Raw genomic sequence first — 26,643 nt, 5'->3', positions numbered from 1 at the left:
CCCGCCGACCAGGGCGGGTCTCAGGATTCGCGGGTCTTACGGGGCGGCCGTCAGGGGCCGATGGACCGGACCGTCACGGCGACGGTGAACCCGATCCGGGTGATGTTCTGGCTCGCGTCGGGGCGGCGGCCCGGCCCGGCGACCTCTTCGGGGTCGCTGAACCCGGCGCCGTCGCGGACGGTCCCGCCGATGCCGAGCAGCGCGGCGCGCAGTTCCTTCACCGCGAGGTTGGCCTGCTGGCGGGAGCCGCCGTACACGTCGACGTCTATACGGGCCCGGTCGGTGAGGTAGCCGTCGGCCCAGGTGCGGCGGGTCGCGTTCCCGCCGATGCGGGTGTACTGCGCTACGGGCAGCCGGGAGTTGAACTCGGCGACGGGCGGCAGCTCCAGGCAGGAATGCACTGACGGGACCAGGTCGAGCTGGTAGGCGACGATGATCGGCTCGACGTCGGGGAACTCCTGCTGCGGCACGGCGGCTCCCCTCCCGTGCTACTCCTCGGTCAGGAGCCGGCGAAGTGGGCGCTGAGCTGGGCGCGGCTCATCTTCTCTGCGGCGTCGGCTTCCATGCCCTGCCCGGTCGCGTAGGCGACCCAGTCGGCGTGGGAGGCGCCGCGGCCGGGCTTGGCCGACGGCCCCTCCTCCCCCGCCGCGCCGGCATCTGCGCCGTCGGCACCTGCTGCGCCGTCGCCTGCGGGCTGGGTGGGCTCACCGGCGAGCCCCGCGTCGACCTGCGCGGCCCTCTGCGACGCGGCGGGCCCGCCGGCGAGCGGCTCCGGGGTCCCGGCTTCGCGGGCCTGCCCCTCACGGATCAGCATCCGCGCCAGCGCCAGGTCGTCGACGTCGACCTCGTCGCCGGGCTGGTGCTTCTGGCCGTTGATGCGGGGCCAGGCGGTGACGTGAAGTTTCACGCGGGTCTCTCCTTCTATCCGTTGCGGGCGGCCTGCAGCGCGGCGCCGGACATCACGCGGTAGGCGGGGGTGCCGGGGTGGCGGACCATCCGGGCGTAGATGACCCGGCCGGTGCCCGGGTCGACCCACCGCAGGTACCGGCCGTTGCGGGGCAGGATGATGTGCGGGCGGGTGCCCCACTCGATCAGGGGCGCGTACCAGGCGGTGGTGTCGTTGCCGTACAGGATCCGCCGGGCCGGGCCGCGTTTCTCGACGCGGACGGTGGAGGCCAGGTGTCCGGCCGGGTTGCCGTTGCGGCCATCCTCGCTGCGCGGGCACACCGCGTCGGCGGCGGCGCGTCCGGCTTCGGCGCGACGGTCCAGGTCGGCCTGCACTTTCGGGTGCACGACGAGCCGCTCGAGCTCCGTGTGGTTGAACGTCCAGACCGCCACCACGGCCCCCTCTACGGGTGCTGGAGCAGCGCAACTTCGACGTCGGCGACAGCGGAGAAGTCCACGTACATCACCGCGGTCGAGGCGAGCTGCCGGTAGTTCTCCTCGTCGAACGGGCCGAGGTACTTCGTCGCGCCGGCGGCGACGGTGCGGCCCGGGGACGTTGGTGTGACTCCCTCGACGGTCTTGGCGATCTTCGGGGTGACGGTGATCTCGGATACGGACCCGTTGATCACCTTGAGGATCATCTTGCCGTTGTTGCGGAACGAGACGCCCTCGGCGTCCGGGGTGACCGGCGTCGGGACGAGCCCGGCGGTCACGAACGGCTGCGGCGTCAGGGCTGTGCGTGCCACGGTGGCCCACCTTTCTCCAGAGTGCGGGGCTGTGCTGGTGGTCAGCCGCCCAGGTCGATGCGGAGCCGGAGTTCGATGTGGTGGCCGGTCCCGGTTTCGGGCTGAGGCCACGCGCGGGGCTCGCCGTCGATCTCCCACGCGCGGGCGTCCCACTCGATGCGGTCGGTCACGCGCACGTCGGTGCCGGCGGGGACGAAGCAGGTGTAGAAGCTCGTGACCTTGTCGCGGGCGCCGGTCTCCTCCGTCGAGGTTCCCGGCTGCAGCCCGGCTGCGACGGTGGTGCGGGCGGCGTTGTCCCAGTCGTAGACGAGGCTGTTGCCGTACCCGGTGACGAGCGGGGCGCGGACGATGGTGACCTCGTCGGACAGGACGGGCAGGCCGGCGCCTTCGTCGTCGGCGTACAGGTCCCGCTCCCACTGCTGGGTGCCGTACCGGACCTGCTTGACGATCAGCTCGCGGCCCACCAGGCCGCCGTCGACGGCAGCGGTGACAGTGACGACGTCGCCGGGCTCAACGGTGTTGGTGTCGTACCGGACCGTGACCAGGTACCGGACGACCAGGAGTTTCTGATCGCCGATCATCGCGACCTCGTTGGAGCCGTCGGCGATGACCCGGCACGCGCCGGCGTAGATCTGCGTGCCGCCGCGGGTGATGGTGCACTGCCCGGTCATGGTGTCGGTCGCGGTGGGCCGGTGGTGCTGCGACCAGTCCGGCGGGAACACCCGGGTCGTGGGCAGCGGCATCAGTATGCCTCCGGCTCGGTGGCCTCGGGCCCCCAGCGGCGGGTGAACGGGTCGACGAAATCGACGATGTCCAGGCCACCGCCGTCGGCGAGGTCGTTGTCCTCGTCCTGGTCGGCCTCGTCACGCAGCTTCGCTGCGCGGTCGCGGAGTTCCTTGGCGACGGCCGGGCCGTCGGTCTGCAGGTCCTTGTCGCGCAGCTTCTTGCTGACGAGCGCTTCGGAGGAGGCGATGGTCTCCAGTGCGCTCGCGGCGGCCCGCTTGATCAGCGGTGTGCCGGTGCCGCGCCAGGGCGAGGAACGTGTCGATCTGCTCGTCGGTGAGCAGGAACGCGTCCTCGGTGGTGTCGGGGATCAGCAGGCGTACCCGGCCGAGGTCGCTGGTGTAGTCGATGGCCAACGCCTGCCCCTTCCGATCAGGTGTCGATCTGCCCGGCGGCGCGCAGCGACGCCAGGAGAGCGTTGACCGTCGTCCGGATCGCGGCGACGTCGGTTCGCAGCGCGTTGTACTCGGCCTCGGTGGGCGCCTCCCCGCCTGACGCTGCGGAGGAGGTGAGCGCGGCGACATCGCTGACAGCGGCGCCCTGCGAGAAGCCGCCCGCGTCGCCGAGCTGCTCGGCGGGGACGTGGCCGTCGGCGTCGAGGGTGGCGAGGCCGCCCGATTCGCCCTTGGCGGTAAGGCCCATGTCAGGTGCCCTTCCTGGTTCGGGTGCGCGGCGGCGTCCGTGCCGCCGCCTTGCGGGCTGGTGGTTTGCGGGCCGGACGAGCCGGCTCGGTGAGCGGGCGGGGCGGGGTGGCCGGTGGTGGCGCGGGCTCGCGCAGTTCCACCGGCTGCCCCTCGGCCGGCTGTTCCGCCTTGGCGGGGAGCCGGTCGCAGATCTCGCCCAGCCGGTCGTGGATCGCGGCCAGGTAGTGGTCGGTGACCGAGATCGGTGGCGGCAGCGCACTCACTGCAGCCACCGATCACGCCCGCCTAGGGCTGTCACGACCCGGCGCCGGTGGAGGCCACCGAGGACTTGGGGTCCATCTTGGTGCCGCCGAACACGTACCGGACCTTGTAGTCGATCGCGTCGGTGCGGAAGTCGCCGTCCATCGGGTCGACCGTGCCGCCGCCCACCCGGACGGCGTTCGGGGACTGCATGAACAGCTCCGGGGTCTCGTGGCCGACGAGAAAACCGATCTCCATCGCGGGCCGGCCCACCGACGGGTCGGCGAACAGGTACCAGGCGGAGTTCCCCGAGGTGGTGTCGATGATCGGGAGCCACGGGTCCACGACCAGCGTGACGCGGTTGCGCATCCAGTTGGTGACGCGGAGCTGGTTGTTGCCGGTGCCATCGCCGCCGCCGTCCGCCGCGAGGATCTCGGTGGCGTTGATGATGTTCAGCGCCGTGATCTCCAGCGCGGGCGGCACGACGAGAGTGACGGCGTTGATGTAGATCGGGTTGCCGTCTGTGTCCTTCTGCGCCGCCAGCACATTGAAGGCGGTGTTCAGGCCCGGGATCGCCAGTGCGGGGTTGCCGGTGACGATGTTCTTGTTCCCGGTGCTGTAGAAGTCCGAGTCGGGCCCGGTCGACTCCGCGAACAGGCTGGTGAAGAACTTCTCCTCGGAGAACCGGGCGGAGTTGGCGAGACGGTCGGGCATGTCCCGCAGCGCGTCCAGGTCGTCGTTGATGAAGTCCTCCCACGTAAAGGGGAGGCGCTTGCCGTACTTCTTGACCGAGTACTCGTACTTGCCGTCGGTGACGGCCGCGGCCGGGTACTCGGTGTTCTGCGGCACCTCGTCGAGGACGGCCTCGCCGCCGTCGAGGGTGAACCGCTTGACCTTCCGGAAGTCGCGGACCCTGCCGCGGCGCGCGATCCGGTCCCACATCACGTTCCGGTGCTGGTACTTGGCGAGCAGCTGCCGGTCGAGGATGTCGGCGAACAGGTACTGGAAATCCGAGGTGGTCATCGCCTCCTGGAGGCGGTCGACCTTGACGTCGCCCTTCAGGACGGCGCCGTACAGGCGGGTGGCCTCGACCAGGGCCCGCTTGTACTTGGGGTCGTTGCGGCCGCCGCGGACCCGGCGGCCCTCCCGGGCGTACAGGGTGCGCTCGGAGGCGTCCCTGTGGTTGTAGCTCTCGATCAGGTCGAGCAGTTCCATGAGCGGTTCCTTTTTGCTGCGGGCGCTCCGCGCCGGGGCATGAAAAAGCCCCCGGGCCGTGGGCGCGGAGGCGAGGAGAAGGAGGACCGGCGTCCGGTAAGGCGGGCGGGCGGTCAGTTGGACAGGCGGACCGGGATCGTGGCGGTCGCGCCGGCGGCGACGAGAGTGCCGGAGTAGCCGGGAGCCTCGAAGGCGTAGCCGACGAACCTGCCCGAGGTGGTCTTGGAGATGGGCGGGGTGTTCGCGTCGACGTAGTAGAGCTTGTCGCCGGGCGCGACGGCCGAGTCCGACCCGGTCGTGCCCTTCACGCTCAGCAGGTGCACACCCTTGAACGTGACCGACGTCTTGCCGCTGTCAGCGTCCTCGGTCGTGGTGGCGACGCCGACGATTTCGCCGTACCGCACCGGGTCACCCGAGACCGGGGACGTGGGGTGCGACACGGTGACCGACAGGTCATCGCCGTCCTTGAAGATCTCGTTCTTGGCCATCTGTGCTGATCTCCTGTCAGCGGCCCGCGGCCGCGATCTTGGCTTCGTCGGCGTTCATGCCGATGTCCTCCAGCGACTCGGCGAGCGCCTTGTCCAGGTCGCCGTCGCTTTCGCCGGACGGGGTCGGGTCGGAGGTGAGGCCGCGCGGGAACCCGTAGCCGCGGGCCTCGTCCAGCTCGGCGAGGTAGGTCTTCTCGCCCTGAATCGCGGCCTTGACGGCCTCGTCGAACCTGGTCTCGTCGAGGACGCCGGCGTCGCCGATCGGCAGGCTGACAGTGGCCTCGCGCAGGACGCGCGGGTGCGCCTGCGTCGGGAGCCCGGACGTGGCGAGGGCCTCGGAGCACAGGGTGCGGGCGCGCTCGGAGTTGTCCCGTGCGCGGTCGCGCTTGTCGGCCTCGGCGAGCCGGGTCTCCAGGGTGCCGATCTGCTTGCCCTGCGTCTCGATGAGCTGCGTGGCCTGGTCGAGCTTGCCGATGGCCTCGTCGAGGCGGGTCTTGGTGTCGGCGGCCTCGTTGAGCACCTTGAGCTGCTCGTCGCTGATCTCGGGCATCGCGCCCTCCTTCATCTTCTTGGGCGCGGGCTTGCTGCCCGGCGCGGTCTTGGCCTTCTTGGCGGCCTTCGGGTCGTCCTCGTCGTCTTCGTCGTCTTCGTCGTCGGGAACGTCCCGGCCGGCGTCGTCGCCGGAGTCCTTGGGGTCGTCGTCGCTCTTTTTGGTGAAGGGCGGGAACGGCGGCTTCTTCTTGGCGTCGGCCTCCGACACCGGCGCCTCTTCGCCGTTCTCGTCGGACGGGAACGACCAGGGGCCGCGCTGGTAGAGCTGAGGCGCGTCCTTCTCGACCCTGCCCACGAAGGTTCCGAGCGCGTCCCCGAACGCTGACGACAACGTGATCCGCTCCTCGCGGGTGAGGCGCCCGTCGCAGTACAGGTCGTCCGCCATCACCGTCCACGCGGTATGGATCCGCGCCTCAAGGCGGCCGCCGATCGTCGCGCCGGCCTCCCGGAGCTCATCGCGGGTGGGCGGCTCCGCCGACTCCTTCGCTGCCGTCGGAGCCTTCGCCGAGGCCCAGTCGGCAGGGAGCAGGTCGATCTTCCCCAGGGCCTTCGCGCGGCGGGTGATGTGGGCACGGAGCTTGTCGTGGTCGGCGCCGCCGCGGCCGACCGCGCGGATCGCGTTGCGGAGATCCTGCTCGTCCGCGATCGGGTAGCTGGGCTCGCCTTCGTCGTTCTTCATCGCCTGACCCTTGGCGAGCATCGCCTTCAGCTGGCCGGCGTCGTACTTGGCCTCCCAGAGCCGAGCGATCTGAGCGCTCTCGTCGGCCTGTCCCCGAGCGGACTCGATCAGCTCAAGCACGCGCCCACCGGCGCCCGCCTGGGTGACCCAGTCGACGGAAATCCCCTCGGTTAGGGACTTCACGATCGGGCCTTCACGGCCGTCGACCTCACCATGCTCAGCGACCCCGAGTGCACGGATCGACAGCCCGACGCGCTCGACGAACTTCTTATTCAGCAGGCCCTGCCATTGCGGGAACACCTCGACCTCGGCGACCAGGCCCCGCTCGGCCTCGTCCCAGACCGGGTCGGTCACGATGACCGAGGCCCAGTCCTGCACCTTGCGCTCGGGCAGCTCGATCTGCTCGGTCTGGGTCGGGTGGTTGAGGTACTGCTGCGTCCCGGCCGGCCAGCACTTCGGCCCGTCCCGCTCGAGGACCTCGCGCGGGTAGTAGCCCGACGAGCCCCAGCCTTCGCGGATAAGCAGCGCGCGGTACCGGCCGGTGCCGGTGCCGCGCGGGGCGAGGGTGGTGGCCGGGGACGCCTCGTTCAGCGTGAGCCGGTCCATGGTCAGACCTCCATCTGCGTGGTCGGGGGCGGCCGGTCAGCGCCGCGCGGCGGCGGCCAGCTCGGCGGCGACGGCCCCGTACGAGCGCAGAGCGCGGAGAAGGTCCGTGGCCGCCATCGGTAGGCGCTGCACGCCGCCGGTGGACGCCGGGTGCTCGCCCGTGTCAGCGCGGAGCAGGGCTACGCAGCGGGTGTTCAGGTCGCTGATGGCCTGCTGGGTGCCGGTGGCGAGGGCGCGGGCGTCGGCGGCGATCTGCGCGGCCTGCTCGGCGAGCCCGGACTCGGTCCCTGCTTCGGACGCCGGGCCGGACGGCGCTTCGGTCGGCGTGGCGTCCTTGGCCGGGGTCTCGTCCTCGGTCTTGGCCTTGGCGGGCGTCTTGGCAGGGGCTTTGCGGGTGGCCACAGAGTTCTCCTCAGGTGAGGTCTCGGAGCGGTGCGACGGTGAAGGACGGGCGCCAGCCAGGGTTGTCGCGGCGGCGGGCGAGGTCGGACCAGGTGATCTGGCCGGTGTCGAGGAGGTGGAGGCGGCCGGGGCCCATGATGCGGAGCTGGTCGGCGCGCGGCAGCGCCCGGAACACGGTTTCGGCGTCCGGGGTGGCGTCTGCGGGTGCGGTGCCGGGCAGGCCGAGGTCGGCCCACGGCTTGACGACGGGGACGCGGCGGCACCGGCCGGCTGGGTGGTCGAGCGGCCCGGGCTCGGTGAGGGGATGGTCGGTGCCGTGCATCGACCAGCACGCCGGGCATGTCGTCGAGGACAGTTCGGAAATCCACCGCCAGCCGGTGAGCAGGGAGGCGGCCGAGTCCTGCGCGGCCTGGGCTGCGGCGCGGTGAGCGTCCATGATCTCGGTGCGGGCGACGAGCAGGACCCGGGCGAGCGATGCGGATGTGTGCCGGCGGGCGGCGGCGAGGACCTGCGCGACTGCGCGCGCAAGGTCGGCGTGCCCGTGGATGATCTCGCCCTGAACGGCGCCGACGACTTCGCCCGGCAGGTCCCGCAGGGTCGCGGACGCCGACTGCGCGGCGCGGCGCGCGATCTCGGCGATCTGGTCGTCGGTGACGGTCGCGGCGCCGTCGGCGAGTGTCACACCGGGCGGGAGCTGCGCGGCGATCATCCTCGCCTGCGCGGCCGCGGATTCCCGGGCTGCGGCCTCGGCCGCCGCGCCGATGACGGACGCGGCACGGTCGGCGAGCCGCACGAATGTCTGCTGCAGCATGGCGATCGTGATCTGCAGCCGGAACGACGCGGTGAGCTGCCGGCGGGTCGGCCATGCCCCGGCCGCGGCGAGGAGACCGGCGAGCACTGACCCGAGCTGTGCTTCCTGCGCGGTCCACGTGGTGGCCCACGCTGCGGTGAGGTCGCGGGTGACCTGGTCGATCCGGTCGCCGGTAGCGGCACGGTCCGCGGATGCGGCATCGAGGGAGGCCGCGGTGACCGGCATCGTGGTCAGGCGTTCGCGGGCTCGGGTCGGCGTGCGTTCTCGTCCTCGGGGTCGTCGTCGGCGCTGGTGGGTTCGCCGCGGTCACGGCCGCCGACTGCGGCGGCGGGGTCCTCACCGCGGTTGAACGCGTCGATCGCTGCCTGCCCGGCCGCGCCGAGCGCGCCGCTGGGCGAGAGGAACTCGCCGTTGTCGTCGGTGACCTGGTCGAGGATCTCGTCGACGTTCTTCAGGCCGAGGGCCTCCAGCAGTAGCCGGACCACGACCAGCGGCGGGATGTAGGTGGTTCCGTCCGCAGTGGTGATCGCCTGGATCACCTGTAGCGGATCGATGTCGTCGAGGTCGGGCCAGGTGATGTCGACGGTGCGGTCGGTGTCGCCGTCCAGCTCGATGACCTCGCGGCCGTCCTCGTCCAGGGTGATCGTGCCGCGCAGGGGGCCCATGGGTGCCTTCACGGCCTGGTCGATGACGTAGTCGAGGATGGTGCGGCGGACGTCGGTCCACAGTTCGCGGCGCATCTGCATGGCCAGCTCGGTCGGCTGGTCAAGGGTTTGGGCGGTGGCTCGGTTCCCGGTGACGCCGGGGTCGCCGAGCAGCATCGTGACCGGCAGGTCCAGGGCGGCCGCGATCATCGCCGCGAGCGGGCGGCCGGACTCGCTGTCGATCGTCGCGCCGGACTTGGGGACGGATTCCAGTGCCATGTCCGGCGGCAGTAGCGCCGTCGCGCCGGCGGTGTTCGGTTCGCCCGAGAGCCGATCGTGGGAGGGTGTGGCGCCGATGCGGGCGCGGGCCTGCGCTTGCTTACGGCCGGGCGTGGTGAGCTTCCACGCGAAACGCGACAGGGCCTTGATCAGCCGCGCCCAGTCCGTGAGGAACTCGGTGTAGGCGCGTGCCCAGTCCACGGCGGCGTAGGAGTCGGGGATGCCCCATTTCCAGTGCAGCGGGCTGTTGACCGCGACGTGGAGGACGGGCGCGTCCCATAGCACCTCGACCAGGCCGCCGTCGCCGTGCCCCGGGAACGACAGCTTGCGGGGACGGAGGCGGGGCCGGTACCCGAGCGCCGGGTAATAGGCGATGCGGCGCCGGTCGACGACCCCGGAGCCGGTCTGCTCCTCCTCGTACCATTCCCGCCGGTAGAACCACGGCTCGGACCTGTCCTGCGGGTTGCTGATGACGTCGGTGATCTCGTCCCACGGCAGCGTCCGCACCTGCACGCGGCCGGTCTTCGGGCGGGTGAACAGCGCGAAGAACAGGTTTCCATCGCTCCCGAGCGCCCGCTCCAGGTCCTCGCACGCACCGAGGCCGGTGAACGTCCGCCGGTTCGACGGGTCGTCGAGCCACCGCTGGACGACGGCGTTGACGTCCTGCTCCCCCGGCCGTTTGCCCTGGGCGCGGGCGGACGTCTGGACGCCCTGCCCCCAGATGTAGCTCGCGCGCAGCGACAGTCCCCGTTTGATCAGGCTGTTCTTGATCGCCATGATCCGGCAGACGGCCGTGATCTGCCGCAGCCCCTCGCGGCTGAACTCCTGGTCCGCCAGGGCTGTGAGCCGCTGCCAGCCCGGCTCGTTCATCCGGTTTTCGAGGTCCGAGATCGTCTCTTCGAGGTGGAGCCGCATTTCCCGCTCGGCCCGCGCCGACTCGGCCAGCCACAGCCGCGCGGACCGGCCGGTGGCCCGGTCGTAGAGCCCCTGGACGCTTTCCTGGAGGCGATCGAGGACGGTCACGGCCACCTCCCGCGCTAGTAGTCGCTGATCGAGTAGCCGCCGATCTCGTCGTCCAGGTCCTCGTCCTCGACTAGCTCCTCCGGCGGCAACACGTGGGCCTTGGCGAGCATCACCGCGTCCGCCCGGTCCGGAGACGGGACGCCGCGCTTCTTCATGTCGTCCTTGGACTCGATCAGCACCTGGCCGCGGGCGGTGTACTTGTACTTCACCGTGCCGAGCTGCGCGGCGAGCTCGTCATCGTCGGGGTCGATGTCGATGTCGCCGTCCTCGAACCGCTGCCGCAGGCCCCACCACCACTCGGCGCGGGCGTTGGCGTAGTGCTCGGAGTCGAGCGCGGCGGCGCCTGACTGCATGTCCACCACGTCGTGGCCGGCTTCGAGGAGCTGGTCGACGACGCCGGATCCGACGCCGACACCGTCCACGCGGATCTCGTCGACGCCGTGCTCGCCCTTGGCGACGATCACGTGGCCGGTGGTCTCGGTCGTGCGGAGCTTGGCGTGCTCCCCGACGATCCTGACCACCGGGCCGCGGGCCAGCGCGAGGATCGTTTCGTCGGAGCCGAACCGGGCCACGTCCACGCCGAGCACCGACCACGGGCCGGGTTCCAACGCGCGGGCCTGCGCGGCCTCGATCCAGCGCGGCGAGATCAGGGTGTCGTTGCCGATCTCGGGGAAGTCGCCAAGGCACTTGGAGATGAAGCGGGGGGAGTTCTCACCCCAGCGGCGCCGCTTGTCCTCCACCCACTCGGGGGACAGCATCAGCTCGCGGACGGCGTCGGGGACTTCCTCGCCGGTGAAGTTCGGGGTGTCGAGCCCGGAGATGCGGATGACTTTCCAGCCGGAGCCGGGTTTGCAGACGTTCCCGAACTCGGTGTTGGGGTCGTCGGGGTTCCCGATCGCCAGGATCCGGCACGTGTCGGTGGTCGTGATCGCCTCGACCGCGGTCCAGAGCTGCTCGGGGATGCCGCACGCCTCGTCGAGGATGACCAGGACGTACTTGCGGTGGATGCCCTGGAAGCCGTGCTGGTCGGTGTCTGCGGGTTTGCGGCCCCATCCGACGAGGGTGCCGTCGTCGAGCTTCCACTCGTCGCTCTGCAGGACTCGGCCCGGTAGGGGATCACCCTGCGGGTTCTTGGCCGTCTTGCGGATCTCTTCCCAGAGGATCGCGTGCACCTGCGGATACGAGGGGGCGGTGGAGACGATGAAAGCTTCGCCGGGCGGGTGGACGTCGATCCAGTAGCCCGCGATCTGCGCCGCGATCCACGACTTGCCGGCGTTGTGGCACGACTTCACCGCCGTGCGTTTGTTCGCCACTACGGACTCGGCGATCTCGCGCTGCTTCGACCACAGGTGCGCGCCGAGCCTCTCGGTCATCCAGCCGACCGGGTTCCCCAGGTACGGGCTGACCGGGGGCGGGTCGAACTGGCGGGCGGCGTACTCCCATGCGAGGTCGACAGCCACGATTCACCCCCGGCGCCTCGGTGAGGCGGTCAGAGGATGTCGTCGCAGGGGTCGAACAGGTCGCGCAGGTGTACCGGGAGCGGGGGCGCGCCGGCGCCGGGGACGACATGGACGCGGGCCAGGACCGGGGACGAGTCGTCCCGCTCAATCTCGGTGACGTACAACGGGGCCGTGGCACCGGCGCGCGGGTCGAAGGTGACGCGGTAGACCACGTCCGGGTCGGGCGTCGCGTCCTGCAGCCAGCCGAGCACCTCGGCGCGGGCCATGTCGGGGAGGGTCTGGACCTTCTCCGAGCGGAGCGTCAGGTACGGGGCTTCGGCGGCGGGTGCGGTGGTGGTGTCGGGCATGGCTTCGCGGGCCTTTCGGTGTGGATGGCGCCCGGGCGGGCACGTCGCGCGACCGCCGGCCCGGGTTGTCCGATCTGGCCTCATCCGGCCGAGGCTGCGCAGCCCGGCCGTTTCGGCTGGAGGATGCGGGACGTGAACAACGCACGAGCCCTCGGCCTCGCCGCGACCGGCGCGCTCATCCTCGCGATCGCGGTCGGGTTCTGGCCGGTCCACGCCAACGTCGGCGTCGGCACGGCCAGCTGCGGATCGGCGCTGCGCCCTACCTACGCATTCGATACCTACGACGTCGTCACCGACGCGACCGGCGCCGGGCTCGTCGCCGTGGAGGCGGTCGACGACCGGTGCGAGGCGGCGCGATCCGGGCCGGCGTACGCGTCGCGGGGTCTCGGCGTGGCCGGTCTCGTGCTGCTCGTCGCCGTGGCGGCGTCGAAGCGGAGGAACCGCGCCGCCGGAAGCTGAGCCCGCGGAAGCCGGGGTGTCGCGTCGGGCTTTCGCAGAGGAATGGCGGGGGTCTGAACGTGCGCGAGCCCGGCGCGGTGGCCGGGCTCTGAAGATACGGGTGGTACTGCGATCAGGGTGCTATAAGGGCGTCCGTTTCCGCAAGTTTCCGACGCCGCTTCGGTGTGGCGAGGGTCATTTCGCGTACTTCGTGCGACCAGTAGAGGGCTCTGCGGGTGCCGATGTCGCAGGCCACGGGCGTGCATCGCGCGCGGATGGTGGCCTGTGAGCGGCCGTGTTCCACCGACAGCGCTTCACGGTCGGCGAGGATCCCGCCCGGAACTCGTCTGACGATCACAAGGTTCATGATGCGTCATGCGCGGCTGCGGCGGCCGGCGGCCGGCGGCCGGGTGTGCCGGCTGGCGTTCTCGGCTTGGTGGGCTGTGGGCGCGGCCGGCTGCGGCGTATCCTGGAGTGAGCCTCCCTGTTGAGGTCGATCTGCGATGGGGCCGGCGGTGTCTCACCAGGCGTTCGCGCCTGTACCGCCGGCCCCGTTTCTTGTGCTCGCAGGTTGTTTCGCAGGGGAAGGGGGGCGCCCCGGCTGGGTGCCGGGGCGGCGGGTGGTCACTTCCGGTCGTGCATCGCCTTCACGAGGTGCCAGCTGGCGGTGATTCGTTCGGCTTGGATGAGCGCGAAGTCGGTCTTCCAGTCCGCGAATTCCTCCTGCGCGTCGAACAGGTAGTCGGCGGCGGAGATCCAGTCGATCACCATCACCTTGACCTGGGCCCTGAGCGGCTCCTGCATGGGGAGGTCGTTCAGGAGGTCGTAGGTGCGGGTGAGGCTCTCGTGGATCTCGGCCGTCCACATGCTGTCCAGGACGGCGGGAACCTCGATGGGGATGGGCAGCATCTGCAGCGCCTTGATCACCAGCCCGTAGGTGGCGAGGAGACGGAGCTTCGCGGCCTCGATGGCCCGGTTGTGGTCCTCCATCGGTCTTCCTTCCACTGTTGATTTGTCAATCTGCGAGCGCCGGTCCGGGGGTCTCACTCCCTGTCCCGACATCACTAACTATACCACAGTTCTGTACCGTGATGGCAAGTAGGGCGGCATAGAAAACCGGCTAAAGATTCCTGTCGCAGAAGGTCTTGAGTCAGTACAGAAACATGGTATAGTTATAAGTGTCAGGACGAGGGAGTGAGACCCCGGACCCCGGCACTCGCAGATTGACAAATCAACAGTGGAGGAACCGTGGGGAACTACACGGCCGAGCACGAGGCGTCCCTTACGGTCCGGCACGCGGGACCGTACGAGGGTGTCGTCGAGATCGTCCAGACGTTCATCCAGATCCTGATGCCGGGCGTGGTCATCACCGTCGCGGACAAGTGGGCCGCACGCGACCTGTTCAAGGCGTGGGTCGAGGCCCGGATCATCGGGAACCGGGTGATGACCACCCCCAAGACGGCCCGCCTGTACCGGCAGGGCACACCGACGATCTACTCGGCGGTCAGGTTCAGGTGGGCCCAGCCGACCCCGGTGGTCCTGGCAAGTCACCTCGCCAGAGCCCCAGCGGCTGCGGCCAGGTCGTCGTCAAGGTCGGGCGGCTCACGACCGTTTGTGACGACCGGGCGGCCCTGCAGGAGCAATGCCGGATCTGGCGGTCGGTGTACGACCTCGGCCGCGAACTCTGGCAGCTCGCACCGGTGGACAGCTTCGAGCCCATCGCCGAGTCCCGGATCACCGAACGGCTGTTCCAGGAAGGTCGCCTCTGACGGACGGCGGGGCGGGCCAAACGCCCGCCCCGCTCCCGGGCCCAACGGTTTTCCACACATCCGCACAGACACCCGCACGACCCACCGCACCTAGCACAGTGAGAAGCAGCCCGGCAGCGAAGGAGGCCAACATGTTCGAGATCTGGCAGACCAACAAGCCGCCCGTGATGATCGGCGACGCGTCCGGCATCGATGACGCGCTCGACCAGCTCGACGACGCATGCCGCCGCAGGCACGAGCAGGCTGCGGCGAACGGGGAAGGCACCAGTCACATCCGGTACTGGTTCGAGGTCCGCGACGACCAGGGGCCGGCCGCGTGCCTGACGTACGCGCCGGACACCAGCCGCCCGTACGAGAGCGTGGCCGCTGTCTTCCGCGCCGCCGGGGAGATGCCGTGATCCCGGCGGGCCGGACGGCGGTGGACGCCGCGGGTGCGGCGCAGTTGCTCGGGCTGGCGTACCAGACGTTCCGGAACGCCGGTGTCGCGCACGAGGACGGGTTCCCGGCGCCGTTGAATCCCGGGCGGCGCAAGCTGCTCTACGACCGGGACCAGGTCGAGGCGTACCGGGACGGGCGGGCTTTGCCCGCGCTGCCCGCGCCGGGGGACGCCGACGATCTGCTGGACGAGCGGGACATCGCCGACCTGCGCGGGGTGGCGCACACCACGGTGACCAAGGAACGCCATGTGGGCCGCCTGACGGGGTTCGTTGAGGTGTGCGGCGTGGTGCATCTGCGGCGCGGTGACTTGGACGAGCAGCTACGCGCGCGGCCGGGCCGGGGCGTCGGCGGCGGGCGGCCCCCGAAGAATGCGTGAGAGACTCCTGCATTCCCCTTGCCAACTCGGTACAAAACTATGGTATAGTTAGTGATGTCGGGACAGGGAGTGAGACCCCCGGACCGGCACTCGCAGATTGATAACTCAAGAGAGGAGTTCGTGGTGGACGACCACGAAGACCGCCAGCGGGAAATCGGGGAGAAAGTCATCCTCGGCTACCTGGCGATGGTCAAGGTCCTGGGAATGCTTCCCATCCCGATCTCGCTTCCCGCGAAGATCGATGAGGAGTGGACGGGGGCGGACGCCGCCGCAGCGATCGTCCGGTCCCACGACATGATCCTGGACCTCCCCCTCGCGGAGGAGACCAAGGTCCTGCTCGTCTGGATGATCCTGGACTGGCTCACCGCCCTGACGTTCGGAACCCTGGACCAATCCCACCCCGCCGTGTGGCGGCTGGAATGCGCGGACTACGCCATCCTCCGCCTGCAGGCTCACGCGGAGGTCGTGATCGACCACCTCACCTCGGGCCCCGATCTGGAGTGAGGCCGAGCCCGCCCCGGGCACCCAGCCCGGGGCGGCAACGCACGAACAGCCCTTTCCAGAGCAATCAATCTGCGCCAGGGAAGACGAAGGGGCCGGCACCGGAAATCCCCGGATGCCGGCCCCTTCTCTGCTGTGCAGCGTCAGCGCCGCGGATCGTCGATCAGCTGGAAGCCGCGCAGCCCGTCACCGGATCGTGCGGCGTAGAACTTGCGGCCCGGCAGCTCGTTTGCGGGCAGGCCCGCGTCGCGCGCGATGTCGGCCGCGGGCACCCGCAGCGGGTTCCGGTAGTCGTGTTCGGGGGTGACGACCTCGGCGATGCCACCGACGGTCAGGAGTACCTGCACGACGATGCGTTCAGGGTCGGGATGCATGGTCATGGGCCTGCCTTCCGGTCGTTGTCTTGCAGGTCGGTGCGCGCGCCCTGGCCGGGACGCTTGTGGTTGATGATCGTCGCCGGCCGCCAGACCGGGGACTGGCCGAAGCGGTCGTCCTCGGCCGGCAGCTCCCCGCGGCCGCGGCTACGGTAGACGCGGACCGTTTCGACGGTGACGCCCAGGTAGGCGGCTATGTCGGCCGCGGTCCAGAATTCCTTGGCCGGGTCGCCGAGCGGGCGTTCCTCCCCCATCACCGCACCTCTCCTTGCCAACAGCGAATCGACAAAGTCTAGGGCGGTGGGACGAAGCCGCGCGGCCGGAGGGGTGGCCGGCGGGGCGGGTGTCGCGATGTGATGCACAGCGTCTCCCCAGAGGATGTTGGCGGCGCTCGAGCCGGACGCCGGCGAGGCCGGCGCCCGGCGATCAGCCCCTGCGGGGCGTGTCAGAGGGTGCGGTCCGGGTCGGGCGGCGTCTTGGCCCACGCGGCGAGGACCTCCTCGCCTCGGACGCCGGCGGAGTGCTTGTGGTAGGCCGCCTCGCACAGGTGCGCGAGGGCCTTGGCCGCGTCGTCGGAGGTGACGGGCGGGCGGCCCTCGCCGCGTAGCTGCGGGAAGAGGTATCCGGTCAGCTTGTTGATGGCGTAGACGTCGGTGTTCGTGGTGACGGCCACGGGGGTCCTCCTGTCAGGGTTGGGGCCTGGTCGTGCGCCGGGCCGGACTCGGGGAGGCCAGCGGCTGCTGGCCTCCCCGGGCGCCGGTGGGGTGCGTCAGCGCGGCGTGGCGGTGATGCCGGTGGCGTCGAGCTCGATCCAGAACGTCTCAGCGAGGTCGGCGTGCTCGACCCGGACGGCGGTGCCGGTGACTGCGCCGGTGATGGCGTGGTCGAGGTCGGCCTCGTCGAGCGGGACGTGGGTGGAGCACTCCACCGTGACGGTGCGGCGGTAGATGCGGCGGGGTTCGCCGGGCGGAATCTCCTCGGCCGGGGCGGCGGGGTCGAGGCCATGCTCGGTCAGCCAGGTGGTGACGGTGTCGACGACGTCCGCGCCGGGCCACGACCCGTCGGGGTGCTCGATGCGCTTGATGCGGCGCAGGAGGTTGATGAGGGGCTCGGGGATGCGGTGCCACATGGTCACGGCCATCTCCTGACGTTGATGCCGCGTTTGGCGGCGTGGGCGGTGAACTTGTCGAGGTCGGCGACGTAGATCTGGCCGCGTACACCGGCGGGCGGGCCGCCCTCGGCGGGCGTCTTGTCGTCGTGCCAGTAGGCGTAGAAGGTGATGCGGTTCTCGGAGTCGGGACGGTCGTCGAGGATCTCGACGAGGTGTTCGTCGCGGCGGAACTCGTCTCGGGCGGGGATCGCCCGCCCGGGGGTGTGCGCGGTCACCGGCGTCGCCCGCATCCGGCGTGGCCGCAGCCGCCGCACCAGCCGTCGCCGGAGTTGCAGGCGCACGCGCATGGCGCGGGCGGGCGGGCCGCCCGGGGTACGGCGCAGGGGTCGGCGGTCTGGGCGAGGAGGCTGACCAGCGCGTTCGCCAGCATGAGGGCACGGTCGGGGCCGTTGGCCATCCAGTCCCGGGCGGTGTCGATGTGCTTGCAGGCGTAGCCGGGCTTGCGGCGGTGGCGGTGGATGTAGTCGGGGCAGGTGCAGGAGTAGCAGCATCCGCACGGCGCGACGGTTACGTGGTAGTCGGTGCCGGGGGTGTTCTCGGAGCTGACGGAGAACGCGGTCGGGGTGACGGTCATCGTCGTCATGGCAGGTCAGACCCTTTCCTGTGTTGGGGTGGGGGCCGTCCCCCCGGGGCCAGGCCGCACCCTGGCCCCGGGGGGCGGCCGGTCAGCGGCGGGTCAGGGTCAGCAGCCGCCGGTGCGCGGTGGTCTTCAGGTCGTCGTCGGTGCCCTCCACCAGGGCGGTGGCGCGGACGACGTCCAGGGCGCGGTCGCGGCCGAGTTCCTCGGTGAGGGTCCGGCCGGGGCGCTTGGGCGCGACGTGGTCGAGGTAGTCGGTGACCGCCTTCTCCGCCGCGTAGGCCGTGCGTCCGGCGCGCTCGGCCTCGGCGCGGAACATGGCGTCGAGGCACTCGCGGCGGCGCTCGTCGTAGTTGCGGGTGCGGGTGGAGTCGTCCTCGGTGGCCGGGTCCCACAGGTCGGAGATCACCTTGTGGAACTCGGCGATCGCGAGGTCCGTGCGGGCCAGCGCGGTCTCTTCGGCCGCGAACGTCTCGGCGTAGGCGACGGTCAGGCCGAGGGTGCGGCGGGCCTCGTGGAGGCGGTCGAGCGCGCCGGAGGTGTGGCGGATCTTCCACCGGGACACGGCGTCGCGGACGGCGAACCGCTCGGTGTTGCCGCACACCGGCCGCCACGGGGTGACGACGGCCTGAGCCGGGGACTGCCCGTCGTGGGAGTTGATCGCGACGATGAACAGCTGGACGGTGTCGTCCAGGCCACCCGGGTCGACGATCACGTCGTTGGGGACGCGCATGGACACGAACACCTTCCGGCCGCCGCGCAGCGGCCCGGCGGACTGCCAGATCACGCCGTGGCGGGCGACCAGGTCTTCCAGGAAGGTGAACAGCCGCCGGTTCTGGAAGACCTCGTACTTGCGGCCGACGTTCCCGAGCGCGTCGCCGGTGTCGTCGCGGACCGTGATGAAGGAGTCCGGCTTGGTGCGCAGCTCCCCGTTCCAGGTGTACTGGTCGGCGACCTTCTCCACGCCGAACTCGATCCCGCCGAGGCGCAGGACCTCGGCGATGTCGCTGATGCCGCCGGGGATGACGTTGCCGAGGCCGTGCCAGGCGGGGACGGCGGAGTAGAGAGCGGCGTCACCGTCGGCGGTGGTGTCGAGGCCGTGGTCGGCGATGACCTCGGTGATCTGCCCCGCCAGGTTCCGGTTGACGGTGAAGACCTCGCCCGCGTCCCAGCCCTGCGTGACGCGGTAGGTGTTGGGGCCGTCCAGGACCATGCGGCCCTGCTCGACCTCGTTGTCCAGCCACGCGACCCGGTCAGCGTTCGCCTGGACCTGCTGCTCGCGGGCCGCGCGCTGTGCGTCGAGTTGGCCGGTCTTCTCGGCGGAGAACGCCGCGTTCACGTCGACGGTCATCAGGGTTCCTCCCGATCCCTCGGAACCTTGTTGTTCCGGTATTAGCAATGTAGCTCTACGTATCAACCTTGTCAACACCGTATTAGCGAGGTCGAGAGTCGTCTTCACCGCTTAACAGCAGACCAGCGCAAGCCAGGCAGGCAGGGCGAGCCTTCGGCCACCTAAACCAGCCTCCCCAGCCGGTCACAGAGAGCTACGTCAACCGGGCCGGCGCGGCAACCTCTGCAACCCCGACCGGACCACGCACGATCACGCCCAGCGATTGGGCCTACAACGACGAGATCGGAACGCGCAGACTGCCCCCATGTCCGAGCCAAGGTTCCTGACCGGCCCGGACGGCCTGCGCGTCGAAGCCGTCACCCTCGACGACGCAGACCTCATCTACGCCCAGGCCCGCCACAGCGACGCCCGCGCCGGCCAATCCTGGTTCCTCATCACCAGATACGGCCGCCTCGTCGCCTACTGCCGCGATATCGAAGAAGTCGCCGAACACGTGGACCTCGCCGCCCTGCAAGGCCCGGGCGACGCCTCACAAGACGCCGGGTAGCTGGTCATCCGAGACCGAAGCCCATCGGCACATCACCAGGCCGCAGCCGCACGAACCTGACCGCGCGCCGCGACTGTCCCCCGCCCCACCGCGGCATCGCCGCTGATCTCCACCACCGCCTCCGGCGCCACCCGCGTGCACTGGACCGGGTCTCACGTATCGGGACAGCACGGGCCCGCCGACGCCTCCTTGCGCGGCGGGCCCTTCGCGTGCGAGGACGGTTAACGGACCAGAGCGACCAACAGCGCTCCCATCGCACCCACTGCGCCAAACGTGGCCGCTAGCTTCGGGTCGCGGTAGGCCGCAAGGGCGATTAGAACGAGCATGAACACGATCAGCAGTGCACCGACACTGATGGACACCTGGTCCGGTGGCTGCGCTTCACCTAGCAGTGGACGTACGCTCATCGAGAGCTCGACCTCCAGATAGCGGATTCGGGTTCTCGGCGGCTCTCGGTGCACCACCACCGGGGGCCGTCGCTGCTTCTCCGACGGAACCAGCGAGCCGCCGCTTGGGTGGGAGCCTTCCAAGAGTCGAACGCCAACTGGCGGCGGCCACCGTCTGTTGAGCATCGGATTTTCAAGGGGTTAGAGTAAGCTCCACTTACGCCTGACGCCGTATTCGCTCCCCCGCAGGCCAACCAGGCTCAACAGCCCATAGAGGGCTACTGTGCACCTATCAGTGAGAATCTCAGTTGAAGGGACGATTCTCGACTGGAAGGAGCAGCGGAGAGGGGCCTCACTCTAGGCCCAGGTCTCTGGGAACAAGCATCGGATCCAACTCCGCGCGTAGCCGCACGAACCGCACCGCATGCCTCCACCGGCCGCGCTCCACTGCGGCGTCGGCGCTGATCTCCACAACCATCTCGGGCACGACCCTCGTGTACTGGATCGGCTCCCCTGCGCCGGGCAGGCCGCCCGCCCAGCCGGCTGGTAGCTCCACCGGCCACGGATGCTCATCGCCCGCCGGGACGAGCACGGCACCCAGCCTCAGCCGGTCGCGGGCCTCCAGCGGCGTCGATCGCGCCACTACACGCAGCCGGCCTTCGCTCCCGTAGCGGCCGAGGAGCAGCGTACATGGCGCATCTACCGGCCCCGTGACCCCACCAACGATCGCTTCGGTCGTGACCCGGTGCCGGACCTTCCACCAGCCGCGCCGTCCCTCCCGGTACGGGTCGTCCGCGGCCTTCACCACCAGGCCCTCCACGCCCTGTGCGACGAGCAGCTCGAACCACAGCCGCGCCTCGCCGATGTCGCGGAGCTGCGGGCACAGCACGACGCGGGACGTGCCGGGAAGGTCGCCCAGGAGCTGCTCGAGCTCGGCGCGGCGCTCGGACAGCGGCGCAGGCCGCAGGTCCTCCCCCGCCGCTTCGAGGAGGTCGAACACGACGTAGTGGCAGGGCTCGGTGATCGCGAGGTCGGCGCGTCGGCGGCCGGCGACGTGGCGGCGTTGGAGGGCGGAGAAGTCGAGGCGGCCGTCGGCGGACCAGCGGACGATCTCGCCATCCACCACGGTGGCCGGCGGGAGCGTGTCGTGAACGGCGGACACGATCTCCGGGAACGCGTCGTTGAGGCGCTTGAGGTTGCGGGACCACAGTTGCACGCCGCCGTCATCGTTCACGTTGGCGATGCAGCGGAACCCGTCGAACTTGGGCTCGTACCGGCACCCGCCCGAGCAGGCCCACTCCTCGGGGATGTGCTCGATGCTGGTCGCGGCCATGGGCGGGACTGGTCTTCGGATGTGCACAGCCCCGCCCCCTGACTCCGGTTGCTACGCGCGCTACCCGGACAAGCCCAGCCGAGAGCGCCTCACCAGGAGGTTTGAGCCTCTCTTGGTCAGGCCATTGCGCGCGGCCGGATCCGGCCCCGCAGTGGATTCGCGCCCCGTACGGGACGAACCTGACGGGATGGCACGTGACAAAGAGGCACACAACGATTCCGGCACGCAACAAACCGAGCGGTCATCTGCCGACTTGCACGAGGTCCGATGCTCGTTCTGCGGCGCCGACGCCGGCGACGTCAAGAAGATGATTGCGGGGCCGCGGGGCCTCCACGTCTGCAACGAATGCGTCGTGCTCGGCACCTCGGCAGCAGGCGAAGGGCAAGCTTCCAACAGCCGCACGACGCTGTTGCGGGACTCGACCACCGAGGAGTACGGGCAACTAAAGCGTCTCGCAGAACAGCTCGGCGAGTTGCTAGCAAAGGCAGAGGAGGACGCCGAGAGGTGCAGCTTCTGCAGCAAGAAGTTCCGCATGTTGTTGCGCCCTGCCGCCGCTCCCGACGTCACGATCTGCCTCGAGTGCATCGATCTCTGCCTGGAGATCCTCTACGAGGAGAACGTGATAGGAGGGGTCCCCGGCCCTTCAGGCGGGGGATGACGCGGGTCTCCTGCTGGCTGAACTGGTCGAACTCAACGCGCGCGACGTAGCGTTCGTCTCGTGGAGGCGCATGAGTCCGCTGTTGTGACCCTCGGCTTGTATTTCTCGATGTTTGGGCATGTCCGGCGCCCGGTCGTGGAGCGGCAGCGTGACGAAGGCTGGGAGACGTACAAGAAGGGGTTCGAGCTACGGTTTCGGCTGCGGCCCTCCGACGTGGACATGGTCCGGGCGCTGATCGCACGGGCGGGCTTCAGGCCCCCGAACACCTACACCAAGGGCGCCCGGCTCATCCAGCCGGTATATGACCCACAGCTCGTCACGCTGATTCTCCGGGCCTGCGGCCAGGACGCGGATCCGAACACGCAGCGCGAGAGGTCACCCGAGCGTAGGTCCAAGTACAAGCCTGAGCCCGGTTAATAGGGCTGACGCCTGAGAGTTGACGCCGAGGAAGCCCGGTCAGGGAGCAGAGGCGACACCAAGGGCTTCCTCGATCTTGGCTCGGTAGTCGTCGGCGTACAGGTCGAACGCGGTCAGGCTGTGCCCGAACCTGTAGTCGGCCCAGCCGTCCGGGGTCAGCTCAAGCAGCGCTCCGCGCTCGCTTCGGAGCCGGAGCCCGGCCATGGCGAGAGTCCACCGTTCGGACTCGGGTAGCTCAGCCCAGAGATCACCAACACGCGTCTGTTTCCAATCGGCGCGCTCGGTCTCATCGAGAGCCGTCCACTCCTCTGGAGCCTCGGCCGCCCAGTCAGGCCGCAGGTCGGTACCGGCGGGTGGCCGCCATTCGGCTACGAACTCGTTGGGGAACCCGTCCATGGTGCTGTCGGACATGACGACGGGTTCGTCGTCGCGGGCGCGGAGGAACGCAGTGACGTCGTCCCAGCCAAGGTCCCGGGTCGGCCACTCCTCCTGCGGGATGTCGGGGTGCGGCTGGTACCGCAGGGAGCGGCGCATGACGCCGTCGTCCAGTCCCTGGTCGATGATGTCGGCGAGCCAGGGCGCGGTTCGGGCCCTCCACGTAGCCGTGAAGCTCGCACTGGCCATGGAGCCGGGCCAGGAGCTTCACCGCGTCACCGCCGACGGCGATCGCCGTGTTGAGAACGAGGGAGAACGCGTCGATCGGGTGCCCCTGGTAGGCGAGCAGGGGCAAGGACCCATCGCTGACAGTGAGAGACCTGTCGAACCAGAACGCCCACCGGATCATCTCGCCGGAGGTGTCCGCACGAGCCATGTCATGCGCGGGATTCAGCAGCTCGCGGAGCCGCTCATGGTGGTGGAACGCGTCCACGGCCCCGGCGGCGATGCGCCGGACGATCACGCTAGCGTGGGCGTGTTCGGCGCCAGTTCGGCGGTGCCGGACGGTGAGTGGAAGTAGACGCGGCTCATGGCCTACTGGTGCCACCTGGCCACGCCCGCCACGTTCGGTCACGCGAAAGCAAACAATCGAGTCGCCAGCAGACGGAGCAAGGCTCACAATGACGACGTGAGCACCCCCGAGGACACCGACACCCCCGAGAACGAGTCAGGCGCCGACGAGGAGTCTGCTGCCGGGTCGGCCCGGCGGGGACGTCCGCTGAGCGAAGCGTTCACGGGGATGCAGCGGCGACGCGCGCAGCCTCTGAACCAGTTCTTGAGCCCTTTGTGGCAGCGAAATCTGAACCTCATCAAGGTCCCGCACTTCAAAACGCAGGTGTCGCCGGAGATCCTCCGCCTCCGCGCCACGGCCGAGCGCTTGAATTCGATTTTTAAGGTGCCCATCCCTCGAAGCATGTTCAACACTCCCAGTCCCGCCTTTCGGGAAATCGCCGAGGGCATAGACAGGGTGATGCGGTCCCAGTTGGTGCCCGCCCTGTCGCGGCTCAGCGTGACCATTCAGAATCTCTTCCCGCCCAACTGGGGTGAGGCGCGGCCCCGTGACTGGGACGAGTTCGAGCACATGCTCGCGCACGAGGGCATCCCCGTCCTTCGGGTTCCCGGCCCCGAGATCATCGCAGCGATCTTCGCGGCCAAGACGCCTTCTGATCGACGCCGGGTGCTCAGCAGTCGTTGGAAGGGCATCGTCACCGACTGTGAGACGGTCCTCAATGGGGTCACGCACCAGCGCCTCGCCGACGAGCGTGAGTTCGCCCTGGACTGCGTCAAGGCTTTGCGCAGCGGCCACACCAACGCTGCTCAGGCGCTGGCAGCAAACCTCCTCGACAGCGTGATGCGGAAGTTCTTCAGCAAGGAGGTGCGCGTGAAACTCACAAAGAACAAGTTCAAGGACAGCGGAGTCACCTTCGACTTCGACGACTTCCACTTCCGTGCGGCGCTCACGTTCGCGCCGGTCTGGTGCGCGCACGCCGAGTACTGGCCGGACAAGGGCGACCCGATACCAGCGGACTACGGCCGCCACCCGAGCGCCCATGCTGTTTCACGGAAGCAGTACAAGCGAGTCAACGCAGTGATCGCCCTGATGCTTGTGACGTCGGTGATCAAGTTTTTCGATGACGAGTTGAAGCGCCGGGGGTCCTAGTCGCCCTGCCAACTGCCCGAGAGTCCCGGTCCCCTTGGCCGTGACGGCCGCGTCGGAGACCGGTCCCTCGACCACGCCGTTGCCGCTCAGCTTCGGGCCACGTCCGTCACGGAACCTGAGCGCGGTACGGCTCACGCCAACCTGGACCGTGGCGGAGGACGGATTCGAACCGCCGACCTCTGGATTATGACCCCAGCGAGCTACCGAACTGCTCCACTCCACTTCGAGGGACCCGAGCCCTCAGCGCGCCGGGGGAACCAGCGCCAGCGGTTCCGTTTCAAGAGGCTCTGCGCGATCCGGCCGATGCTGGCTTCCGCCGTCCCGCCGGGTGCCTCGTCTCGCGCCGTCGCCGCCCCGACCCGATCAAGGCTCGGATCCTCCTCCCCTGTAGGTCGCGCTTCGTCACGACGCATGTGGATTCAATCGCCCGCCGCGCGAAGGATGCGCTGGTCGATGAGCGCCCACCGGACGGCGGCCTCGTCGGCGTGCAGGCGTTCGTTGCGGCGGTACGCGCGCCACAGGTGCCGGCCTTCGAGGTACGCCTCGTGGGTTGGGTAGGCGTAGAAGTGCGGGCCCTCTTCCCGCACGGCGAGTTGCTCGGGCATGTAGGGATGGTGCTGGTCGGTGTGGGCCTCGTTCGTAGCCCCACGGGCCCAAGCAGCCGGGGCCGTGTACCCGGCAGCTCAGGCCAGCACTATCCGCTCGCAGTCAGGCATGAGGTCCCCGAACCGCTTCGCCTCCTCACAATGCCAGAACCCGCCCACGTAACGCGGATTGCGCACGGCCGGCTCTGTGCCCGTTTGCCCAGGGTGGAGTGCTGATCGGGACCTGGAGATAAACCGCTGCTGGTCGTTGACCTCCGCCCCGAAGGGAGTACGAACGCGCTGTTGAGGTGGAGTTTGTTCAAAGTGAGGCAGGTAGAGGGGGAGGCCGGTGCCATCAGGCGCCGTGTCGATCGGCCGGACACCTTCCGCGGGACCGACGATCACCCATCACGACAAGGACGGGAGACTGAGATGAACAGTAACGCCCAAGGGCCACAGTACGACCTGGTCGTCGTCGGCGGCGGAGCCATCGGGCTCGCCACCGCATGCCACAGCGCAAGGAAGGGGAAGAAGGTCCTGGTCCTGGAGGCACGGAAGTTCTTCCATCATTCGGGAAGTTCCGGCGACATCATGCGGATGTTCCGAATCCTGTATTCCACACCGGAGGACACCCAAAGAGCCATCAATTCCCTGAAGATGTGGCATGAACTGGAGAAAGACTCCGGGGAGAAGCTGCTCTGGATGACAGGGCAACTGAACTTCGGAAGCAATAAATCCACGGCGGGCGCGCAGGGCGAATACAAAAAGGTAAAGGAAGCTCTCACGAAGCTGGGCAGGCCATGCCGACCACTAAGCAAAGAGGAGATCGAGAAAGAATTTCATCTCACGAACTTCAAGTACGATGGATACTTCTCGCCAGACAATGGCGTGATGAACGTACCGTTGATCCTGCGGACCTTCTACAAGCTGGCGCAACGAAACCTCGCGACCCTCATCGAAAAGGCCGAGGTCACGGCCGTTAAAGTGGACAACGAATCAGTGACCGTTAAGGCGACAGTGAAGGAGGATAAAGACAGATTCAGCGATGCAGGCACACCGAGAACATACACGGCCAAGAAATGTGTCATCGCGTGCGGTGCCTATACCAACGAGGTTCTGAAGAACATCCAGCCCCAGAAGAAATACAAACTCAATTACGCGGTCTGGGACATGGTTTACGACTACTATGCGACCGATCCGAAAATCGACAACATCTACCCGGGCATGTGGGTCTATTTCGGTGAAAGAACAGACGAACTGTACTATGGCTTCCCGCCCGTCCCATGGGGACCGCCCAACCTCGCTAAAATCGGCTGGGAGTCGACCACGCAGAAAACCATGAAGTTGCCCAACCGGACGGACGAGAGACAGGACCTCGTACCAGCTCGTGACGATGTGAAGAAAACCGTTGACTTCATCAAAAATCACTGTTTGGGGGTCGAACCTTATCCAGTCTACTCCGGAAACTGCGTGCATCCGCATTTCGGTGACCACAACGCCGTCTTGGATCGACTTCCGGACCCACATCGCAACGCCGTGGTGTGCGCCGGAGGCTGGTCGTTCAAGTTTCTCCCTCTGTATGCCAAGTTGATCTACCAGGTGACATTCGAGAACAAAAACATCGAGGACCTCTGGAAGGAACTCTCAATCAACAGAAAAGCACCGGACCCCCAGAAAGCAGAAAAGGAGAAACCCGTGCTCCAATACGATTCGGGTGAGGGCTCCAGCGGCAGCTCATGACGTACCCAAGGCTTGACCGGGCGT

39 protein-coding genes and 1 tRNA gene are annotated in these 26,643 nt (G+C 68.9%); 11 read left to right on the top strand and 29 right to left on the bottom strand.

Annotation, left to right across the window (positions count from 1 at the left end; translation table 11 throughout):
• Positions 1 to 50: 50 nt before the first annotated feature.
• The 16 genes from E1287_RS07510 to E1287_RS07435 all read right to left on the bottom strand — a co-directional run bounded on the left by E1287_RS07510 (position 51) and on the right by E1287_RS07435 (position 11,864).
• On the bottom strand, positions 51 to 470 hold the full coding sequence (locus E1287_RS07510; protein ID WP_131964106.1) for a hypothetical protein: 420 nt from the start codon (positions 468 to 470) through the stop codon (positions 51 to 53).
• A 29-nt stretch (positions 471 to 499) separates the two neighbouring features.
• Positions 500 to 907 carry a hypothetical protein gene (locus tag E1287_RS07505; protein WP_131964105.1) on the bottom strand — a complete coding sequence of 136 codons (408 nt, stop codon included), beginning with the start codon at positions 905 to 907 and terminating at the stop codon, positions 500 to 502.
• 14 nt (positions 908 to 921) lie between these two features.
• Positions 922 to 1,338: a hypothetical protein gene (locus tag E1287_RS07500; protein ID WP_131964104.1), complete on the bottom strand. Its 417-nt coding sequence runs from the start codon at positions 1,336 to 1,338 to the stop codon at positions 922 to 924.
• An 11-nt stretch (positions 1,339 to 1,349) separates the two neighbouring features.
• Complete coding sequence (locus E1287_RS07495; protein ID WP_131964103.1) at positions 1,350 to 1,691, bottom strand: hypothetical protein; 342 nt, start codon at positions 1,689 to 1,691, stop codon at positions 1,350 to 1,352.
• A 41-nt stretch (positions 1,692 to 1,732) separates the two neighbouring features.
• Positions 1,733 to 2,434, bottom strand: a complete 702-nt coding sequence (locus tag E1287_RS07490) for a DUF6093 family protein (RefSeq protein WP_131964102.1) — start codon at positions 2,432 to 2,434, stop codon at positions 1,733 to 1,735.
• A gap of 120 nt (positions 2,435 to 2,554) precedes the next feature.
• On the bottom strand, positions 2,555 to 2,830 hold the full coding sequence (locus tag E1287_RS07485) for a hypothetical protein (RefSeq protein WP_131964101.1): 276 nt from the start codon (positions 2,828 to 2,830) through the stop codon (positions 2,555 to 2,557).
• A 16-nt stretch (positions 2,831 to 2,846) separates the two neighbouring features.
• Positions 2,847 to 3,116, bottom strand: coding sequence for a hypothetical protein (locus E1287_RS07480; protein ID WP_131964100.1), 270 nt, complete (start codon positions 3,114 to 3,116; stop codon positions 2,847 to 2,849).
• 1 nt (position 3,117) lies between these two features.
• Positions 3,118 to 3,390, bottom strand: a complete 273-nt coding sequence (locus E1287_RS07475) for a hypothetical protein (protein WP_131964099.1) — start codon at positions 3,388 to 3,390, stop codon at positions 3,118 to 3,120.
• Between the two features lie 22 nt (positions 3,391 to 3,412).
• Positions 3,413 to 4,573, bottom strand: coding sequence for a Mu-like prophage major head subunit gpT family protein (locus tag E1287_RS07470; RefSeq protein ID WP_131964098.1), 1,161 nt, complete (start codon positions 4,571 to 4,573; stop codon positions 3,413 to 3,415).
• A gap of 113 nt (positions 4,574 to 4,686) precedes the next feature.
• Positions 4,687 to 5,061, bottom strand: coding sequence for a DUF2190 family protein (locus E1287_RS07465; RefSeq protein WP_131964097.1), 375 nt, complete (start codon positions 5,059 to 5,061; stop codon positions 4,687 to 4,689).
• Between the two features lie 16 nt (positions 5,062 to 5,077).
• Positions 5,078 to 6,898 carry a hypothetical protein gene (locus E1287_RS07460; RefSeq protein WP_131964096.1) on the bottom strand — a complete coding sequence of 607 codons (1,821 nt, stop codon included), beginning with the start codon at positions 6,896 to 6,898 and terminating at the stop codon, positions 5,078 to 5,080.
• A gap of 36 nt (positions 6,899 to 6,934) precedes the next feature.
• Entirely contained in the window at positions 6,935 to 7,300 is a 366-nt protein-coding gene (locus E1287_RS07455) for a hypothetical protein (RefSeq protein ID WP_131964095.1), read from the bottom strand.
• Between the two features lie 10 nt (positions 7,301 to 7,310).
• Positions 7,311 to 8,336, bottom strand: a complete 1,026-nt coding sequence (locus tag E1287_RS07450) for a hypothetical protein (RefSeq protein WP_131964094.1) — start codon at positions 8,334 to 8,336, stop codon at positions 7,311 to 7,313.
• 5 nt (positions 8,337 to 8,341) lie between these two features.
• Entirely contained in the window at positions 8,342 to 10,057 is a 1,716-nt protein-coding gene (locus tag E1287_RS07445) for a hypothetical protein (RefSeq protein ID WP_131964093.1), read from the bottom strand.
• Between the two features lie 14 nt (positions 10,058 to 10,071).
• Entirely contained in the window at positions 10,072 to 11,517 is a 1,446-nt protein-coding gene (locus E1287_RS07440) for a hypothetical protein (RefSeq protein WP_131964092.1), read from the bottom strand.
• A gap of 29 nt (positions 11,518 to 11,546) precedes the next feature.
• Positions 11,547 to 11,864: a hypothetical protein gene (locus E1287_RS07435; protein WP_131964091.1), complete on the bottom strand. Its 318-nt coding sequence runs from the start codon at positions 11,862 to 11,864 to the stop codon at positions 11,547 to 11,549.
• 132 nt (positions 11,865 to 11,996) lie between these two features.
• Between E1287_RS07435 and E1287_RS07430 the strand changes: the two genes are divergently transcribed.
• Positions 11,997 to 12,323: a hypothetical protein gene (locus tag E1287_RS07430; RefSeq protein ID WP_131964090.1), complete on the top strand. Its 327-nt coding sequence runs from the start codon at positions 11,997 to 11,999 to the stop codon at positions 12,321 to 12,323.
• Positions 12,324 to 12,435: 112 nt separating this feature from the next.
• Here E1287_RS07430 and E1287_RS07425 read toward each other — a convergent pair whose 3' ends face one another.
• Together E1287_RS07425 and E1287_RS07420 are read right to left on the bottom strand one after the other, a co-directional pair.
• Positions 12,436 to 12,669, bottom strand: coding sequence for a hypothetical protein (locus E1287_RS07425; protein WP_131964089.1), 234 nt, complete (start codon positions 12,667 to 12,669; stop codon positions 12,436 to 12,438).
• A 257-nt stretch (positions 12,670 to 12,926) separates the two neighbouring features.
• Positions 12,927 to 13,292 carry a hypothetical protein gene (locus E1287_RS07420; protein WP_131964088.1) on the bottom strand — a complete coding sequence of 122 codons (366 nt, stop codon included), beginning with the start codon at positions 13,290 to 13,292 and terminating at the stop codon, positions 12,927 to 12,929.
• A gap of 524 nt (positions 13,293 to 13,816) precedes the next feature.
• On the opposite strand from E1287_RS07420, the gene E1287_RS07415 reads away from it, so the two are divergent.
• The 4 genes from E1287_RS07415 to E1287_RS07400 all read left to right on the top strand — a co-directional run bounded on the left by E1287_RS07415 (position 13,817) and on the right by E1287_RS07400 (position 15,389).
• Complete coding sequence (locus tag E1287_RS07415) at positions 13,817 to 14,071, top strand: hypothetical protein (RefSeq protein WP_131964087.1); 255 nt, start codon at positions 13,817 to 13,819, stop codon at positions 14,069 to 14,071.
• A 131-nt stretch (positions 14,072 to 14,202) separates the two neighbouring features.
• Positions 14,203 to 14,469: a hypothetical protein gene (locus tag E1287_RS07410; protein ID WP_131964086.1), complete on the top strand. Its 267-nt coding sequence runs from the start codon at positions 14,203 to 14,205 to the stop codon at positions 14,467 to 14,469.
• A complete protein-coding gene (locus E1287_RS07405; protein WP_131964085.1) occupies positions 14,466 to 14,885 on the top strand; it encodes a hypothetical protein in 420 nt (139 codons plus the stop codon). The genes E1287_RS07410 and E1287_RS07405 overlap by 4 nt, the downstream gene beginning before the upstream one ends.
• 123 nt (positions 14,886 to 15,008) lie before the next feature.
• Positions 15,009 to 15,389 carry a hypothetical protein gene (locus tag E1287_RS07400; protein ID WP_131964084.1) on the top strand — a complete coding sequence of 127 codons (381 nt, stop codon included), beginning with the start codon at positions 15,009 to 15,011 and terminating at the stop codon, positions 15,387 to 15,389.
• A 140-nt stretch (positions 15,390 to 15,529) separates the two neighbouring features.
• Here E1287_RS07400 and E1287_RS07395 read toward each other — a convergent pair whose 3' ends face one another.
• From E1287_RS07395 to E1287_RS07365, 7 genes are all read right to left on the bottom strand, one after another.
• Positions 15,530 to 15,766, bottom strand: coding sequence for a hypothetical protein (locus E1287_RS07395; RefSeq protein WP_131964083.1), 237 nt, complete (start codon positions 15,764 to 15,766; stop codon positions 15,530 to 15,532).
• Positions 15,763 to 16,014, bottom strand: coding sequence for a sigma-70 region 4 domain-containing protein (locus E1287_RS07390; protein WP_131964082.1), 252 nt, complete (start codon positions 16,012 to 16,014; stop codon positions 15,763 to 15,765). The genes E1287_RS07395 and E1287_RS07390 overlap by 4 nt, the downstream gene beginning before the upstream one ends.
• Before the next feature lie 191 nt (positions 16,015 to 16,205).
• On the bottom strand, positions 16,206 to 16,433 hold the full coding sequence (locus E1287_RS07385; protein WP_131964081.1) for a hypothetical protein: 228 nt from the start codon (positions 16,431 to 16,433) through the stop codon (positions 16,206 to 16,208).
• A gap of 96 nt (positions 16,434 to 16,529) precedes the next feature.
• Positions 16,530 to 16,895 (bottom strand): hypothetical protein, encoded by a 366-nt coding sequence (locus E1287_RS07380; protein ID WP_131964080.1) that lies wholly within the window; start codon positions 16,893 to 16,895, stop codon positions 16,530 to 16,532.
• Positions 16,892 to 17,146, bottom strand: a complete 255-nt coding sequence (locus E1287_RS07375) for a hypothetical protein (RefSeq protein WP_131964079.1) — start codon at positions 17,144 to 17,146, stop codon at positions 16,892 to 16,894. The genes E1287_RS07380 and E1287_RS07375 overlap by 4 nt, the downstream gene beginning before the upstream one ends.
• Positions 17,143 to 17,505: a hypothetical protein gene (locus E1287_RS07370; RefSeq protein WP_131964078.1), complete on the bottom strand. Its 363-nt coding sequence runs from the start codon at positions 17,503 to 17,505 to the stop codon at positions 17,143 to 17,145. Before E1287_RS07370 ends, E1287_RS07375 begins: the two co-directional genes overlap by 4 nt.
• 91 nt (positions 17,506 to 17,596) lie before the next feature.
• Complete coding sequence (locus tag E1287_RS07365; protein WP_165968916.1) at positions 17,597 to 18,859, bottom strand: DUF932 domain-containing protein; 1,263 nt, start codon at positions 18,857 to 18,859, stop codon at positions 17,597 to 17,599.
• 304 nt (positions 18,860 to 19,163) lie between these two features.
• On the opposite strand from E1287_RS07365, the gene E1287_RS07360 reads away from it, so the two are divergent.
• Entirely contained in the window at positions 19,164 to 19,406 is a 243-nt protein-coding gene (locus tag E1287_RS07360) for a hypothetical protein (protein WP_131964077.1), read from the top strand.
• 738 nt (positions 19,407 to 20,144) lie between these two features.
• Here the strand turns inward: E1287_RS07360 and E1287_RS07355 are convergent.
• On the bottom strand, positions 20,145 to 21,125 hold the full coding sequence (locus tag E1287_RS07355) for an ATP-dependent DNA ligase (protein ID WP_131964076.1): 981 nt from the start codon (positions 21,123 to 21,125) through the stop codon (positions 20,145 to 20,147).
• 187 nt (positions 21,126 to 21,312) lie between these two features.
• Between E1287_RS07355 and E1287_RS07350 the strand changes: the two genes are divergently transcribed.
• Positions 21,313 to 21,783 carry a ClpX C4-type zinc finger protein gene (locus tag E1287_RS07350; protein WP_131964075.1) on the top strand — a complete coding sequence of 157 codons (471 nt, stop codon included), beginning with the start codon at positions 21,313 to 21,315 and terminating at the stop codon, positions 21,781 to 21,783.
• Between the two features lie 60 nt (positions 21,784 to 21,843).
• Complete coding sequence (locus E1287_RS07345) at positions 21,844 to 22,200, top strand: hypothetical protein (protein WP_131964074.1); 357 nt, start codon at positions 21,844 to 21,846, stop codon at positions 22,198 to 22,200.
• A gap of 39 nt (positions 22,201 to 22,239) precedes the next feature.
• Here the strand turns inward: E1287_RS07345 and E1287_RS07340 are convergent, their stop codons facing one another.
• Positions 22,240 to 22,824, bottom strand: a complete 585-nt coding sequence (locus tag E1287_RS07340) for a hypothetical protein (protein ID WP_131964073.1) — start codon at positions 22,822 to 22,824, stop codon at positions 22,240 to 22,242.
• Here E1287_RS07340 and E1287_RS07335 point away from each other — a divergent pair.
• Positions 22,805 to 23,155, top strand: coding sequence for a hypothetical protein (locus E1287_RS07335; protein ID WP_131964072.1), 351 nt, complete (start codon positions 22,805 to 22,807; stop codon positions 23,153 to 23,155). The two genes, E1287_RS07340 and E1287_RS07335, sit on opposite strands and share 20 nt — an antisense overlap.
• A 108-nt stretch (positions 23,156 to 23,263) precedes the next feature.
• On the top strand, positions 23,264 to 24,295 hold the full coding sequence (locus E1287_RS07330; protein ID WP_131964071.1) for a hypothetical protein: 1,032 nt from the start codon (positions 23,264 to 23,266) through the stop codon (positions 24,293 to 24,295).
• A gap of 149 nt (positions 24,296 to 24,444) precedes the next feature.
• Here E1287_RS07330 and E1287_RS07325 read toward each other — a convergent pair.
• Positions 24,445 to 24,518 (bottom strand) — tRNA-Met (locus E1287_RS07325).
• A 196-nt stretch (positions 24,519 to 24,714) separates the two neighbouring features.
• Entirely contained in the window at positions 24,715 to 24,900 is a 186-nt protein-coding gene (locus tag E1287_RS07320) for a hypothetical protein (protein WP_131964070.1), read from the bottom strand.
• 411 nt (positions 24,901 to 25,311) lie between these two features.
• On the opposite strand from E1287_RS07320, the gene E1287_RS07315 reads away from it, so the two are divergent.
• On the top strand, positions 25,312 to 26,619 hold the full coding sequence (locus E1287_RS07315; RefSeq protein ID WP_131964069.1) for an FAD-dependent oxidoreductase: 1,308 nt from the start codon (positions 25,312 to 25,314) through the stop codon (positions 26,617 to 26,619).
• Positions 26,620 to 26,643: the final 24 nt, after the last annotated feature.

It is taken from the genome of Actinomadura sp. KC06 (assembly GCF_004348735.1).
Classification (GTDB): domain Bacteria; phylum Actinomycetota; class Actinomycetes; order Streptosporangiales; family Streptosporangiaceae; genus Spirillospora.
This window is presented reverse-complemented; position numbering and strand designations above follow the sequence as displayed.